This window comes from Janibacter sp. LM (genome assembly GCF_039631275.1).
GTDB classification, from domain to species: Bacteria; Actinomycetota; Actinomycetes; order Actinomycetales; family Dermatophilaceae; genus Janibacter; species Janibacter terrae.
The window spans coordinates 106,294-121,295 of sequence record NZ_JBDIVG010000016.1 but is presented as its reverse complement, the minus strand read 5'-3'; the positions used below and the strand labels follow the sequence as shown (position 1 = coordinate 121,295).

The 15,002-nt window shown below is 73.4% G+C and carries 12 protein-coding genes; 6 read left to right on the top strand and 6 right to left on the bottom strand.

Features of this window, described 5'->3' with window-relative positions:
• Window positions 1–16: 16 nt before the first annotated feature.
• Window positions 17–2,173 (top strand): glycosyltransferase family 4 protein, encoded by a 2,157-nt coding sequence (locus tag ABC138_RS10130; RefSeq protein WP_345913605.1) that lies wholly within the window; start codon window positions 17–19, stop codon window positions 2,171–2,173.
• Between the two features lie 73 nt (window positions 2,174–2,246).
• Here ABC138_RS10130 and ABC138_RS10125 read toward each other — a convergent pair whose 3' ends face one another.
• From ABC138_RS10125 to ABC138_RS10115, 3 genes are all read right to left on the bottom strand, one after another.
• Window positions 2,247–4,367, bottom strand: coding sequence for an acyltransferase family protein (locus ABC138_RS10125; protein ID WP_068327014.1), 2,121 nt, complete (start codon window positions 4,365–4,367; stop codon window positions 2,247–2,249).
• Window positions 4,364–5,464 (bottom strand): UDP-N-acetylglucosamine 2-epimerase (non-hydrolyzing), encoded by a 1,101-nt coding sequence (wecB, locus tag ABC138_RS10120; RefSeq protein WP_338538930.1) that lies wholly within the window; start codon window positions 5,462–5,464, stop codon window positions 4,364–4,366. The genes ABC138_RS10125 and wecB overlap by 4 nt, the downstream gene beginning before the upstream one ends.
• Before the next feature lie 90 nt (window positions 5,465–5,554).
• Window positions 5,555–6,691 carry a glycosyltransferase gene (locus tag ABC138_RS10115; protein ID WP_345913604.1) on the bottom strand — a complete coding sequence of 379 codons (1,137 nt, stop codon included), beginning with the start codon at window positions 6,689–6,691 and terminating at the stop codon, window positions 5,555–5,557.
• 41 nt (window positions 6,692–6,732) lie between these two features.
• On the opposite strand from ABC138_RS10115, the gene ABC138_RS10110 reads away from it, so the two are divergent.
• Window positions 6,733–7,281: a hypothetical protein gene (locus tag ABC138_RS10110; RefSeq protein WP_345913603.1), complete on the top strand. Its 549-nt coding sequence runs from the start codon at window positions 6,733–6,735 to the stop codon at window positions 7,279–7,281.
• Here the strand turns inward: ABC138_RS10110 and ABC138_RS10105 are convergent.
• Window positions 7,263–8,699 carry a hypothetical protein gene (locus ABC138_RS10105; protein ID WP_345913602.1) on the bottom strand — a complete coding sequence of 479 codons (1,437 nt, stop codon included), beginning with the start codon at window positions 8,697–8,699 and terminating at the stop codon, window positions 7,263–7,265. The genes ABC138_RS10110 and ABC138_RS10105 overlap by 19 nt on opposite strands.
• A gap of 121 nt (window positions 8,700–8,820) precedes the next feature.
• Between ABC138_RS10105 and ABC138_RS10100 the strand changes: the two genes are divergently transcribed.
• Genes ABC138_RS10100 through ABC138_RS10090 form a run of 3 tightly spaced genes read left to right on the top strand, consistent with a single transcriptional unit; the run spans window position 8,821 to window position 12,741 of the window.
• Window positions 8,821–10,077: a nucleotide sugar dehydrogenase gene (locus tag ABC138_RS10100; protein ID WP_338538934.1), complete on the top strand. Its 1,257-nt coding sequence runs from the start codon at window positions 8,821–8,823 to the stop codon at window positions 10,075–10,077.
• Window positions 10,074–10,979, top strand: coding sequence for an ABC transporter permease (locus tag ABC138_RS10095; RefSeq protein WP_068424958.1), 906 nt, complete (start codon window positions 10,074–10,076; stop codon window positions 10,977–10,979). Before ABC138_RS10100 ends, ABC138_RS10095 begins: the two co-directional genes overlap by 4 nt.
• A complete protein-coding gene (locus ABC138_RS10090) occupies window positions 10,972–12,741 on the top strand; it encodes an ATP-binding cassette domain-containing protein (RefSeq protein ID WP_345913601.1) in 1,770 nt (589 codons plus the stop codon). Before ABC138_RS10095 ends, ABC138_RS10090 begins: the two co-directional genes overlap by 8 nt.
• A 107-nt stretch (window positions 12,742–12,848) precedes the next feature.
• Here the strand turns inward: ABC138_RS10090 and ABC138_RS10085 are convergent, their stop codons facing one another.
• Window positions 12,849–13,994 (bottom strand): glycosyltransferase, encoded by a 1,146-nt coding sequence (locus ABC138_RS10085; RefSeq protein ID WP_338538937.1) that lies wholly within the window; start codon window positions 13,992–13,994, stop codon window positions 12,849–12,851.
• A gap of 200 nt (window positions 13,995–14,194) precedes the next feature.
• Here ABC138_RS10085 and ABC138_RS10080 point away from each other — a divergent pair, with 200 nt between their 5' ends.
• Window positions 14,195–14,395: a DUF3073 domain-containing protein gene (locus ABC138_RS10080; RefSeq protein ID WP_068327034.1), complete on the top strand. Its 201-nt coding sequence runs from the start codon at window positions 14,195–14,197 to the stop codon at window positions 14,393–14,395.
• Window positions 14,396–14,402: 7 nt separating this feature from the next.
• Here ABC138_RS10080 and ABC138_RS10075 read toward each other — a convergent pair whose 3' ends face one another.
• Window positions 14,403–14,999 (bottom strand): response regulator transcription factor, encoded by a 597-nt coding sequence (locus ABC138_RS10075; protein ID WP_082807658.1) that lies wholly within the window; start codon window positions 14,997–14,999, stop codon window positions 14,403–14,405.
• Between the last annotated feature and the right edge of the window lie 3 nt (window positions 15,000–15,002).

Sequence of the window (15,002 nt, the reverse complement as noted above, 5' to 3'; positions counted from 1 at the left end):
ACGACAAGGACCCCCATTGGCCTCCATCGACAAGAACTCCGCGAAGACCCAGGGCAAGCGCGCCGCGCGCGCCGTCGTCCGCCGCGTGCCGCTCGAGCCCCTGGCCGCCCTGCCGAGCCACGGCGGCTCGGTCGGGATGCGCGCGATCTTCGCCCAGGCCCGCCTGCTCGTCCTCGGCGGCAAGCAGTACGAGCAGGGCCTGCGCCTCCTCGGACGCCTGCCGGAGTCCGCCCTGGGCGCCACCGGTCACGGCCTGCGGGCCTGGTCCTACATGTCCCTGGGCCGGCTCGACGAGGCGCTCGTGGAGGCCCGCACCGCCCTCGACCTGGGGCCCGACGCCGAGGCGCTCGGCCTGTCGATGGCCGTCGCCCAGCGCGCCCGCAACCGCGAGCTCGTCACCCGCGCCAACGCCCTCGCCGCGACGACCCAGCCCCGCACGACCAAGGACGCCGAGCGGCTCCTCGGCTGGTTCGCGGCCGACGACGTCACCGAGGCCGAGGCCTTCCTCGCCAACGCCGCGACGTGGCGGGTCAGCCACAGCCAGCACTCCCTCGAGCTCGTGCGCACCGAGACCAAGATCCGCGGCGCCGGCGACGACGACGCCCAGCGCGCGACCGCACTCGAGGTGGGCCTGACCTCACCCGAGGGCTTCCGCTCCGCCACGCGCGCCCTCGGTGACCTCAGGGGCTGGGACGAGCTGCGCGAGCTCTACCGCGCGAGCAGCCTCGAGACGATCGGCAACGTCCCGAAGAAGACCTCCCTCGCCCTCGCCCAGCGTGCCGCCCGGGCGGGCTGGCTCGACACGGCCCAGGTCATCACCGGGCGCCTGGTCGAGGGCGGGCTCAAGAAGGCTCGCCCCACCCACGACCAGGTCAGCGACCAGATCCACATCGGCCGCACCGGCTGGCCCGTCGACGAGGCCCGGGAGCGGGCCTACGAGCCGCGCCCCCGCGCCGTGCTGTCCGTCCTCGCGCAGTCCCTGCCGCACCGCTCGGGCGGCTACGCCACGCGCAGCCACGGCATCCTCACCGGCCTGCAGGGCCTGGGCTGGGAAATGCTCGCCGCGACCCGCCTCGGCTTCCCGTACGACTTCTGGGGGCAGGGCGACCGCCGCGTGGTCGAGCCCACGAGCACCGTCGACACCATGACCTACGTGCGGCTGCTCGAGCCCGGCGAGCGGGAGTACCCGACGACCCCGATGGCCGGCTACATCGAGCGCTTCGCCAGCCGCGTCGAGGAGGTCGCCCGCGAGCACCGCGCCGGCCTGATCCACGCGAGCAGCTTCCAGAACAACGGCCTCGCCGGCCTGCGCGCCGCCCGGCGGCTGGGCATCCCCTTCGTCTACGAGATGCGCGGTCTCGAGGACCTGATGAAGATCTCGCGCAACCCGGCCTTCGGCACGACCGACGCCTACCGGTACATGACCGGGCTCGAGCTGCACATCGTCCAGAACGCCGACCTCACCTTCGTCATCACCGAGGCGCTGCGCGAGGAGATGATCCGCCGCGGCGGCCCCGCCGACCGGATCGCGGTGCTGCCCAACGGTGTCCACACCGCGCAGTTCGAGCCCCGCCAGCCCGACGAGGCGCTGCTCGACGAGCTCGGGCTGCGCGGCAAGACCGTCATCGGCTACGCCGGCGGCCTCGTCGACTACGAGGGCCTGGACCTGCTCCTCGAGGCCGCGGCACAGCTGAAGGCGACCCGCGACGACTTCGCCGTCATCATCGTCGGCGACGGCCACTACGAGGGTCACCTGCACCGCCTGGCGCGCGACCTCGACGTCCTCGACGTCGTCACCTTCACCGGGCGCGTGCCGCACGAGGAGGTCGCCCGCTACCTGTCGATCTTCCAGGTGACCCCCTTCCCCCGACTGCCGCTGCCGGTGTGCGAGCTGATCAGCCCGATCAAGCCCTTCGAGTCCATGGCGATGGGCAAGGCGTGCATCTCCAGCTCGGTCGCGGCGCTCACCGAGATCGTCGAGCCCGACGTGCGTGGCCTCGTCTTCGACAAGGGCGACGCGAGCGACCTGGCCCGCCAGATCGCTCGCTACCTCGACGACCCGCAGCTGCGCGAGCGCATGGGCCGCCAGGCCCGCGAGTGGGTCCTCGCCGAGCGGGACTGGAGCGATGTCACCCGGATCGCCGACGAGGCCTACCACCGCCTGCTCGGCTGAGTCCGCCGACGACGAAGCGGGGGGCCGCACCGGTGATCCGGTGCGGCCCCCCTTCGTCGTGCCCTTGGCTTGGCTACGGGACGTCGTCGACGGTGATCTCGCTGGAGTTCTTCGTCGTGAGGTCCTCCGCGGCGAGCGCCCGGTAGAGCATGGGCGTCAGGCTGCGGATGTAGCTGGCCGTCACGTGGCTGCCCTGGCGGTAGACGAGCGTGTCGCCGATGACCGGCGGGCACTCGTCACCGGGCGGGCAGATCCACTCGTTGAGATCGACGAAGGGCGCCGTGGTCTCGTCGGCGGCGGCCTTGAGGGCCTTGGTACCGGTGCCCTTGCGGCCCTTGTCCGCGGCGGGGAAGCTGCACGCCGAGAAGTCGTCCGGGTGCTCCTCCACGCAGGTGTAGACGGCGCCCTGGTCGGGGCGCGGGGAGTCGGAGACGATGACGACCTCGGTGCCCTTGGCCTGCAGCTCCTTGACCGCCTCGGCGATCCCGGCGCGCAGGTCCTTCGAGCTGGGCGCACCCTGGGAGACGAGCGCGATGTCGGGCGCCCCCTCCTCGTCGAAGTGCTTGTTGGCGTTCTTGGAGAACTCCTCGCAGTCGGACTTGGCGCCGTCGTAGGTGAAGGCGCAGGCCGACTTGAGGTAGAGCTCCAGGCGCCAGCTCTCGCTACCCGCGATCGACTCCACGGCCGGGAACCACTGGCCCATCTTGGAGTCGCCGAGCATGGCGATCGTCTTGTCGCCGTCCTCGGCGCCGTAGACGCAGGACGTGTCGACCGCGGAGTCGCCGGGCTGCACCTGGCAGTCGTCGTCGTAGTAGCTCGGCACGTCCTCGGGGGCCACCGCCGGGTCCGGCGTGACCGCCCCCGAGTTCGTGACGACCTGGTCGAGGTCCTCGCGGATGGTCCAGTCGTCGCTCTCGGGGTTGGCGACGAGACTCGTCGCGCCCGTCACCTTCGCGTTCTCGTCGAGCTTGGGCACCGTCGCCCAGACCGCGGTGCCGACGAGCGCGGTGACGATCATCGACGCCAGGCCGAAGAGCAGGCCGCGGGAGGCCTTGGCGCTCAGGCCGGGGTGGAAGCGGATCGGGTCCTCGACGAGGTGCTTCGTCAGCCAGGCGAGGACGATCGAGACGATGCCGAGCACCACGAGGTGGCGGATGCGCACCTCGGGGTAGGCCGACTGCGCGAGCGTGATGAGCGGCCAGTGCCACAGGTAGATCGCGTAGGACAGGCCACCGATCCACACCATCGGCTTCAGGCTCAGCAGGCGCGCGGTGGCCGTGGCCTGCGTCGAGCAGCCCGCGGCGATGATGCAGGCGGCGCCGAGGGTCGGCACGAGCGCCCAGGACCCCGGCCACGGGGTCTTGGAGGTCAGGAAGAAGGCCGACCACAGGATCATGAGCAGCCCGACCCCGCCGAGGAGCTCGGCCGCGAGCCGCGGCAGCGCGGTGAGGCGCAGCACGAGGAAGGCGAGCAGCGCGCCGATCGCCAGCTCCCACACGCGCGTCGTCGTGTAGAAGTACGCGGTCGCCGGGTCTGACCTCGTGTGCAGCACCGAGTAGACGAGCGAGGCCGCCGCGATGATCCCGAGGATGCCGAAGAGCAAGGGCTTGGGCCGCATCCTCGTGCGGCGGGCCAGGAAGAGCCCGGCGATGATGATGAGCGGCCAGACGACGTAGAACTGCTCCTCGACGGACAGCGACCAGTAGTGCTGCAGCGCCGAGGGGGCCGCGTCCTCCGCGAGGTAGTCCACCGACCGCAGCGCGAGCGCCCAGTTGATGACGTAGAAGGTCGCGGCGATGACGTCGGTGCCGAGGTTGAGCCGGTCCGGCCCGGGCAGCACGAGCCACCCCGCGACGGCGGTGAACAGCAGCACGACCGACGCGGCCGGCAGCAGTCGGCGGGCCCGTCGGGCGTAGAAGTCGCCGATCGAGATCCCGCCGGTGCGCACCGCCTCGCGCAGCAGCAGCGAGGTGATGAGGAACCCGGAGATGACGAAGAAGATGTCGACGCCGACGAAGCCGCCCGGGATGAACGGGATGCCGACGTGGTAGAGCAGGACGGTGCCGACGGCGACCGCCCGCAGCCCCTCGATGTCGCCACGGAGGTTCTTCTTCCCCTTCGCCCCGTGGTGCGCCTCGGCGGCTGACTCCTTGGCGTCCGCGGTCAGCGTGGTGTCCCCCGGCCCGGCGGTCACGCCTGCCCTCGTCGGGGAGCGCCCACGGACCCGGCGAGCACCTTGGCGATGCGCTCACCGGCGTGCCCGTCCCAGAGGGGCGGGGTGTCCCAGGCCTGCAGCGGACCGGTGGCGAGCACCTCGCGCACGCGGTCGGAGAGGGTCTCCCGGGTGACGAGCTGGTTGGTGCCGTGGGTGATGGTCACCGGGCGCTCGGTGTTGGGACGAAGGGTGAGGCACGGGACCCCGAGGATCGTCGTCTCCTCCTGCACGCCCCCGGAGTCGGTGACGACCGCGGCGGCGCCGCGGACGAGGCCCATGAACTCGAGGTAGCCGAGCGGGTCGATGACGCGCATCCGGTCGTGGTCGAGGAAGCCGGCCTCTTCGAGGCGGGCCCGGCCGCGCGGGTGCAGCGGGATGACGACCTGCGCCTGGTCGGCGACGGCGTGCATCGCGGCGACGAGCGCCCGGACGTCCTCCGGGTCGTCGACGTTGCCGGGGCGGTGCAGCGTGGCGACGATGTAGTCGCCCTCGAGGCCGACCTCGCGGCGGGCGGCCTCGACGTCGAAGCGGTCCTTGTTCTTCAGGAGCGTGTCGATCATCGGGTTGCCGACGAAGTGGATCTTGTCGGGGTCGGTGCCCTCGTTGCCGAGGTGCCCGATGGCGTCGGTGCTCGTCGTGAGCAGCAGGTCGGACAGCTTGTCCGTGACGAGCCGGTTGATCTCCTCGGGCATCGTCATGTCGAAGGAGCGCAGGCCCGCCTCGACGTGGGCGAAGGTGATGCCCATCTTCGACGCGACGAGCGCGGCGGCCACGGTGGAGTTGACGTCGCCGTAGACGACCACGAGGTCGGGGCGGCGCTCGGTGAAGAGCTGCTCGAGCGCCTCCATGACCTTGGCGGTCTGCGCGCCGTGCGGGCCGGAGCCGACACCGAGGTTGACGTCGGGCTTGGGGATGCCCAGCTGGCGGAAGAAGATGTCGGACATCTTGTCGTCGTAGTGCTGGCCCGTGTGCACGAGCAGCTGCTCCACGTCGTAGGTGCCGAGCGCCTCGAGGACGGGCGCTGCCTTGGGGAAGTTCGGGCGGGCACCGGTGACGTGCACAACCAGGGGAGCCATCGTGGTCCTTTGCCGTATCGGGGGCGTGGTACGGCTGATCAGTCTGGCACGCACCCCTGCGAGGCTCCGAAACGCGGACCCGGCGTGCCCTCAGGTACCGAAGTCCGGGTGGCGCAGCAACCCGAGCCACTGCTCGCGCGCGTTGGCGAGGAAGTGACCGGCGTCCGCGGACCACGTGTGCCCCTCGCCGGCGTGCCGCACGTAGACGTAGCCGATGTCGTGCGGTCGGTAGATCGCCGCGCCGGCGGCGGTCGCGGCCCGCATGAGGGCACTGTCCACGGCCCGGGGCACGTCGGCCCACCCGCCGAGGGCGCGCAGCTCGTCGGCGCCGACGAGGATCGTGCCGCCCGCGACCCGGTGCACCAGCGACTCGGGGGTCCCGATGACTCGCCGCACGGTGGTGTCCAGCGACTCGACGTGGACGACGGTGCTGCTCTTGCCGACGACCGGAGCCCCCGAGACGTGGCGGGCGATGACGAGGTCGAGGACGTGGTCGGGCCCGTAGTGGTCGTCGTCGTCGACCTTGGTGAGCAGCTCGCCGCTCGCCGCCTCGGCCGCGAGCGCGAGGGCGTGCCCGAGGCTGCGGTCGGCCGGCGTGGCGATGACGCGCACGTCGAGGTCGCCGAGGTCGGGCCGGGGCAGGTCGTCGGGGTCGCCGCCGTGGACGGCGACGACGACCTCGAGCCGGCGGTAGGTCTGGGCGCGCAGCATCGCGGCGATCGCGTCGAGCAGGTGCGGCCGGCGGGTGGCGAGGAGCACCGAGACCGTCGGGGCCAGGGAGTGCCCGACGCGGGGCGCGAGCACCTGCCGCCGCTGGCGCACCGACGCGACGTCGAAGGCGAGGTCGCCGGGCCGGCCGTGGGCGGCGCCCGGCACGTCGGCGTGCACCCGGCGGGAGACGACGGCGGGCAGGTCGCCCACGACGAAGGTGCCCCGGGCGATCGCCCGGGTGACGAAGGTGGCCAGGGCCGCGGTCGTCGCGGCGTCGGGCGAGGGGCCGGTCGGCTCGGCGTCGACCACCAGGGCGTGGACGTGGTCGAGGCGCTCGAGCCCGTCGTCGAGCGCGCCGGGCTGCTGCCAGGTGCCGCCGGTGCCCCGGCGCCACGGGCTCCTCAGGGTCCAGCCCGTGCCGGTGAGGTCGAGCCGGGCCCGGCGGTCGCTGTCCGGCCCGGGCACCCGGCCGAGCGGGGTGTCCCCCGCCGCGGGGTCCGTGGTCAGCGCGCGCATGGGGCCACGCTATCCACCGCGCCCGCCCCTAGGGTGGGGCCATGCCTGCCGGACACGCCGCGCCCGTCCGCGTCGACGCCGATGCGCCGGGCGCCCCCGAGGCCCTCGCCGCGGCCGTCGCCTCGTCCGAGCTCGTGCTCGTGCACCGGGAGGGCACCGTCTTCGTCGACGGTGCGGTCGAGCGCCTCGTGCGCCACCTGCACCGTCCGCACCGCCGGCTCGTGCGCGTCCACAGCGCGGCCGGTCCCTGCTACCTCGCCCGCAGCGAGCTGCTCGCGACCGCCCTGCGGCACGGTGTCGGTGCCGCCGACCTCGTCGCCGACGCGCCGGGCCTGGACCGGCGCATCGCGGAGGCGGCCGACCTGCTCCACGTCGACGGCCCGACCCCCGTCGAGGACCCGGCGGCCGGACGTTGGCGCACCTGGGTCGACGGCGCCGTCGTCGGCGTCGGTGCGGTCGGCGACGAGGCGTGGTCGCGCCGCGTCGCCCGCGAGCACTCGGCACCGGTGGCGCTGCTGCGGCTGGCCCGCCGTCGGGTGGGCCGGGCGCGCCGAGAGGTCGCCCGCCGCCGTCAGCGCCCGGACCGGTAGATCCAGCGCGCGACGTCCATCCGCACCCGGCGGTACTCGTCCGAGGACCCCTCGACGAGGTGCTCGAGCGGGTCCTCGCCGACCCGGTGCGCCGGCAGGTCCTGCGTGACGCGAAGGGGGCGGGCCCCCCTTCGCACCGCATCGTCGGCACCGCCCTCGGAGACGATCTCGACGGGGGTGCGCGGGTCGGGCAGCGCGCGGCGCCAGGCCGGAGGTCCCCACGGCCCGCCCTCCGTCAGGCTCGCCGGGACGGGAGCGCCCGCGGCGAGCTCGACGAGGAGGTCGGCGGTCTCGGCGCCGCCCGTGGCGCGCGGCAGCTCGCGGCAGGCGGCGCGCAGGTCGTCCGCGGCGGACGGGTCGACGACCCGGGCGACCGCGGTCCGCATCGCGTCCGGGTCGTCCGGCGCGACGGCGAGGCAGGCGCCCGACGAGGCGAGCTCCGCGGCGCGACCGGGCTGGTCGTCGGTGCCCAGGGCCTGGCCGGGCACGAGCACGGTCGGGACCGCGGCACCGAGCAGCTCGTGGACCGAGTTGTAGCCGGCCGCGCTCACCGCCGCGTCGAAGGCCGCGAGCGAGCGCGCGAGCGGGTAGGTGTCGGTGAGGAGCACGACGTCGTCGCCGGCGATCCCGTGCCGGGCGAGGGCGGGGCTGGTCACCGCGACCTGCCAGTCGGGTGCGGAGCGGCGCAGCGTCTCCAGGGCCACGCGCACCGGGGACCCGACGTCCTCGAGCGCCCCGGTGCCGGGGGTGAGCAGGAGCGCGGGCCGGTCCGGGTCCAGGCCGAGCGCACGCCGGGCCTGCACACGGTCCTGGAGCGTGATCACCTCGCCGATGGAGATCGGGGCGACCCGGGTCGCGTCGCCGCGGCCGGCCGTCGGGCCGCGGTCCGCGGCCTGCGCGAAGTCGCCCGGCTCGACGACGAGGTCGAAGAGGGCGGCGTGCTCGAGGAACTTCTCGCCCGCGCCCGGGCGCCACATCCCCCGGCGCATCCAGACGAAGGGGGTCGACGCGAGCCGCTCGCGGGCGGACCGCAGGCCGGCGTACGGGACGACGCCGTCGAAGAGCACGAGCCGGGCGCCGGTCTCGGCGACGAGCGCGCGGACCCGGTCGGCGAAGTACGGCTCCCAGTTGTACGCGGGGTGGACCTCGCGCAACCGCCGGGCGGGTCCCCCCTTCGGCAGCCATCCGCTCTTGCGGGACGGGCAGTACTCGGTGCGCACGCCGTGCAGCTCCGGCAGGCGCCCCTCGGCGACGGCCGTGCGGACGGTCGGCAGCGCACCCGAGAGCGACATGAGGACGGGATCGAGGGCCTCCGGCGCGCTGAGCGCGACCGTGAGCTGCCGGGTCAGGTGCCCCATGCCGACGCCGTTGCTCGTGGCGAGGACGACGGGAAGGGGGGTTCCGGGCGCGCCTGGCATGGCGCCACTGTAGGCGCGTGCCCTGCGACCCCGCAGGGGCGGCCGGTATGATCGCGCCAGCCACCGGACGCCCGGTGGCTACCCATGCCCTCCGGGGCACGACTACCGAGAAGGATGCACAGTGGCGGACGTCGCGATCATCGGCCAGGGCTATGTCGGACTGCCCTTGGCCCAGGAAGCCTCCAAGGTCGGGGTCAAGGTCCTCGGTTTCGACATCAACCAGGGCGTCGTCGACGCGCTGAACTCCGGGAGGTCGCACGTCGACGACCTGTCGGACGACGACATCCGCGCGATGCTCGACGCGGGCTTCGAGGCCACGACCGACGCCGGTCGCCTCGACGAGGTCACGACGATCGTCATCTGCGTGCCGACCCCCCTCTCCGAGGACGGCGGCCCGGACCTCGGCCCGATCAACTCGGCCGTCGCGACGATCGCCGAGCACCTGCACGCCGGCCAGACGGTCATCCTCGAGTCGACGACCTACCCCGGCACGACCGACGAGGTCGTCCGCCCGGTCCTCGAGGCCAAGGGCCTCGTCGCGGGCCAGGACTTCCACCTCGCCTTCTCGCCCGAGCGGATCGACCCGGGCAACGAGACGTTCGGCGCCAAGAACACCCCCAAGGTCGTCGGCGGCCACACCCCCGCCTGCGGTGACGCGGCCGCGGCCTTCTACGGCCAGTTCGTCGACACAGTCGTGCGGGCCAAGGGCACCCGCGAGGCCGAGACGGCCAAGCTGCTGGAGAACACCTACCGCCACATCAACATCGCCCTGGTCAACGAGATGGCGCGCTTCTGCCACGACCTCGACATCGACCTGTGGGACGTCATCGCGGCGGCCAAGACCAAGCCCTTCGGCTTCCAGGCCTTCTACCCCGGCCCCGGCGTCGGCGGGCACTGCATCCCGATCGACCCCAACTACCTCTCCTACAACGTCCGCGCGAAGCTGGGCTACCCCTTCCGCTTCGTCGAGCTCGCCCAGGAGATCAACTCGACGATGCCGGCGTACATCGTCCAGCGCGCGCAGAACATCCTCAACGAGGACGCCAAGCCGCTGCGGGGCTCGACGGTGCTCCTGCTCGGCGTGACGTACAAGCCCGACATCGCCGACCAGCGTGAGTCGCCGGCCGTCCCGCTGGCCCAGCAGCTCATCGCGAAGGGGGCGACCGTCCAGTACTTCGACGCCAAGGTCGCCGACTGGCGAGCCGTGCCCGAGGCCGAGCGCGTCGAGGACCTCGACGCCGCCGTGGCCGCCGCGGACCTGACCGTCCTCGTCCAGAACCACAAGACCTTCGACGTGGAGGCGCTCGCCGGCACGGCGCAGCGCTTCTTCGACACGCGCGGCGTCGCCCAGGACAGCGACAAGGTCGAGCGCCTGTGACGGAGGCCCCCGAGCGGGCCCCCCTCCCCCCGGCACTCAGCAGCGACGAGGCCGCGGAGCTCGCGGCTCGGCACGGGCTGCGGACGCTCTCGGAGCGTCCGCCCCTCCGCCGGTACCTCGGGGACCTGTGGCGCCGGCGGTCCTTCGTGTGGACCCTGTCGTCCGCCGAGTCGTACGCCAGGAACGAGGACAACCACCTCGGGCAGCTCTGGGCCGTGCTGAACCCGGCGATGCTCATCGGCAGCTACTTCGTCATCTTCGGGCTGCTGCTCAACACCCAGGGTGGCGTCGAGAACTTCATCGCCTTCCTCGCCATCGGCGTGGTGATGTTCATGTTCACCTCGTCGGTCATCACGCGCGGCGTCAAGGCGATCACCGGCAACCTCTCGCTGGTGCGCGCGCTGCACTTCCCCCGCGCGATCCTGCCGATCTCGGTGACCCTCACCGAGCTCCTCGCGGCGCTGCCGGCCTTCCTCCTGCTCTTCGTCCTGATGTTCGTCACCGGGGAGACGCCCGACTGGGAGTGGCTGCTCTTCCCCGTCGCGCTCGCGCTCCAGGGGCTCGCGCTGCTCGGCATCGCCTTCATCGGCGCCCGGCTGGTCAACGCCTCGCGCGACATCGGCAACCTCATCCCCGTCACGGTGCGGCTCCTGCGCTACGTCTCGGGCGTCTTCTTCCCGGTCGAGCACTACGCGCAGAACCTCCCGACGGTCTGGCACGACCTGCTCGTCTACCAGCCCTTCTCGCTCATGCTGACGATCGGCCGCCAGGCCCTGCTCACCGACGCCGAGCACGGCGTCGTCCTCACCGACTGGCTCGCGATGGCCGCCTGGGGCATCGGGCTCGCCTGCGTGGGCCTGGTCATCTTCTGGCGCGACGAGGCGAAGTACGGCCGTGGCTGAGCACGCACCGGGCACGGGCCCCGAGATCGGCACCCCGACGGTGGTCGTGAGCCACCTCGACGTCAAGTACCAGGTCTTCGGCGGCGGGCGCCGCGGCACCCCCTCCGGGCAGGGCCGCGCGCGCTCGCTCCGCTCGATGGTGGGCGCCGAGCGGATGCCGCGCACGCGCGAGGTGCATGCCGTCAAGGACGTCAGCTTCGTCGCGCACCACGGCGAGTCCATCGGCATCATCGGCCGCAACGGGTCGGGCAAGTCGACGCTGCTGCGCGCCGTGGCCGGGCTGATCCCCCCTTCCGCCGGGCGGCTGTGGGTGGCCGGCGAGCCCTCCCTCCTCGGCGTCAACGCGGTCCTGATGAGCAAGCTGAGCGGCGAGCGCAACATCTACATCGGCGCCCAGGCGCTCGGGCTGAGCAAGGACGAGATCGCCGAGCGCTTCGACGAGATCGTCGAGTTCTCCGGGATCGGCGACGCCGTGTACCTGCCGATGAGCACGTACTCCTCCGGCATGGGCGCCCGGCTGCGCTTCGCGATCTCGACCGCGGCCGCACCCGACGTGCTGATGATCGACGAGGCGCTCGCCACCGGGGACGGGGCCTTCCGGCAGAAGAGCGCCGAGCGCATCGCCCAGATCCGCGAGCAGGCCGGCACCGTCTTCCTCGTCTCGCACTCCAACGGCAACATCCGCCAGATCTGTGACCGGGTGCTGTGGATGGAGCAGGGTCGGCTCATCGCGGACGGCCCGACCGACGAGGTCCTGCCCCAGTACGAGGCGACGCTGCCCAAGCGCGTGCAGCGCAAGTCCGCCCCCGTCCCCGACCCCGACGTCGCGGGCACGCGGCGCTTCGGCGGCAGCAACCGCTTCGAGGTCACGGCCGCCACCGTGCGCGGCACCTGGGAGCCGGGCGTCGAGGGCGTCTTCGTCGTCAGCGTCCAGCGCGCCGCGATGGGTCGCGCCGTCGCGCCGATCGCCGCGCGCCTCGGCTGGCCGCTGCTGTGGGTGCGCCCCGGCTCCGTGCCCGGCTCGGCCCGCGAGGAGCTGGAGCGGCTCGCCGCCGAGCGGGTCGTCGTCGTCGGTGGTGACGAGCACGTCCACCCCGACACCCGGGCGACGCTCGAGGAGATCACCGGCGGCCCGGTCGAGCACGTCGACAGCGATGACGCGGCCGTGGTCTCCGCGCGCCTGCTCCAGCTCTTCCCCCCGGCCGACACCGAGACCGTCCACGTCACGCTGGGCTCGAGCGCCGGCCGCGCGCCGGTCATCTCGCAGGTCGCGGCCGCCCACGGCCGGGCGGTCGTCGTCTGCGAGTCCGAGACCCTGCCCGAGGAGCTGCGCGCTGCCCTGGCCGACCTCGGTCCGCAGCGGCTGCTGCTCGCGGGCGACGAGGAGGACTGGGAGACCGAGACCGTCGAGGCGCTGCGCGGAGCGACCGGGGCGGAGATCGAGTTCGGTCCCGACGGCGGCCCGATGGCCATCTCGGCCGCCCTGCACGACGCCGTGGAGCCCGGCGGCGACGTGATGATCACGGTCCACTCCACCGGCGTCGAGATGCTCACGGCCATCGCCGCCTCGGGGCACACCGGCGCGCCGCTCCTGCTCACCCGCAGCGAGCGCCTCCCCGCGCAGGTCCGCAAGGCCCTCGTGCGCCTCGCCCCCCGCGAGATCACGCTCGTCGGGACCGTCGACGCCCTGCCCCCGCGCCTGCGTGGCGGGCTGGGCCGGATCGTGGCGGCCGGCGACCCCGGCACCCCCACCTCGTCCTAGGGTTCGCGCGCCAGGACTCTGCATTCCCCTAGGGCAATGCGGAGTCCTGGCGGCGAGAGGCTGCATTCCCCTAGGGCAATGCGGACGAGCGGTCGGGCGAAGGGGGGTCAGGCGCGGCCCGGCGAGCGGGCCGCGGCGATCTGCGTGAGGGCGTCGACGAAGGCGGCGCCCCCCTTCGCCCAGTCGTAGCGCTCGCGCACGAGCGCGCGGCCGCGGGCGCCCATCGCGGCCGCCCCGGACGGGTCGCGCCAGAGCCGCAGCGCGGCGTCGGCGGCGGCGCGCGCGTCGTCGAAGGGCACGACCACCCCCGCGTCCGCCTCCTCGACGACCTCGCGGGCGAGCGGCAGCGGGGTCGTGATGGCGGGCACGCCGTGGGCCAGGTACTCGACGACCTTGGTCGGCATCGAGCCGCGGTAGTTCGGCAGGTCGCGCAGCAGGGACAGCCCGGCGAGCGCACCGTCGATCATCGCCATCGCCCGCTCCGCGGGCTGGAAGCCGTGCCACACGAGCACCCCCTCGGCAGCTGCGGCCTCCATCGCCGTCCGCGAGCCCTCGTCCCGGGCCGGACCGACGACCTCCAGCGTGATCGCACCGTCGGACCCGGCGTGGGCCAGACGGGCCACCTCGGCCATGACCTCGCTGCCTCGGGCGAGCGTGAGGTTGCCGACGTGCACGAGCCGGGCGCCCCCGGCGGGCGGGACCTCCTCGGGCACGACGACGGCATTGGGCACGACGGCGTGCTCGCCCCGGAACCGGTCGGCGTACGCGTGCTCGGCGAGCAGCAGCGGGTGCCGGCGCTCCACGAGCCGCTCGGCGAGGCGCCAGGCCCCGGCGACCGGGCGGCGCAGCGGACCGGGCATCCACTCCTTGACCGCCAGCGCGCCGGCCGGGTCCTCGTGGACGTCCCAGACCAGGTGCTCCAGCCCCAGACCGGCGGTCGCGGGGAGCAGCTCGGGGTCGTGGACGACCACCACGTCGTGCTCCGGGCCGAGCCGGCGGACGGCCGCGCGGGCGGCCCGGGCGGCGGTCAGGCGGTCACGGCCGGCGGCGCGGGGCAGGTCGTGGCATTCCAGCCCTCCGGCAGGCGCCGGGACCTCGAGCCCGTGGGCGACGAAGGGAGCGAGATAGGTCACCTGCCAACCCGCCGCGAGCAGCGCGGAGATCTCGCGGTGCCGGATCCGGGAGTCCTGCGGGTGGTGCACGACGGTCACCACGAGGGCGCGAAGGGGGGTCCCCACCTCGTCCGCTGCCACCTGGGCTCCCTTCGTCTGCCGGTCCGGGCAGATCCTACGGGTCGCGCCTCGCACCGATGGTACGGAACAGACTCGGACCATGTACGGTTGGACTCACGAGAAACCACACAGATCCGGGTCCGCTCTGGTAGATCCGCCGTCCCCTGGGGATGGCGGGAAGATCAGTGCCGACCCGCACTAGCGTATGAGGGGGTCACGCCATGGGGCGCGGCCGAGCGAAGGCGAAGCAGACCAAGGTGGCCCGCGAGTTGAAGTACTACTCGCCGGACACTGATCTGCGAGCGCTTGAGGCGGAACTTCACGGTCAGTCGGACAACCCGGTTCGTCGCGCGACGCGCAACGACACCCAGGACACCGACGAGGACTACGAGCACGACCCCTGGTCCTCGGCGGAGCGGTGACGCTCCGTCAGATCAGTCCCTGACGACGCGCTTCGGCGACGGCTGCCTCACGGCGCCGGACCCCGAGACGACCGTACGTGTGCGACAGGTGTGACTTCACGCTCGACAGGCTGAGGTAGAGCCGGGCGGCGATCTCCTGGTTGCCCAGCCCGGCCTCCACCAGCTGCAGCACCTCGATCTCACGCTCGGTCAGCGGTGGCCGCTCCCGGCGCACCCGCTGCACGAGGGGCCCGGTCACCGGCTGGTCCAGCGACGCCTGGTCGCCGTTGGCGGCCGCGCGCACGGCGGCACCGATCTGCACCGGCGTGCTCGACTCCGCGAGGCACCCGTCGGCGCCCGCGGCGATGATCGCCGCCAGCTCGTCGGTGTCCTCGGTGAGGACGACCCACGCCGGCGCGTCGTCGTGACGGACCTGACCGAGCGCCTCGACGGGCCCGGAGAACCGCAGGCCGCCCACGAGCAGCACGACGGCCGGCTCCGGGGTCGAGGCGATCTCGGCGACCGTGGCCGCGGGCGTCAGCACCTCCAGGTCCGGCTCGGCGGCCAGGACGTCGACGAGGGCCTGGCGACGCTGCTCCTCGGCGTCCGCCACCAGCACCCGCACGGG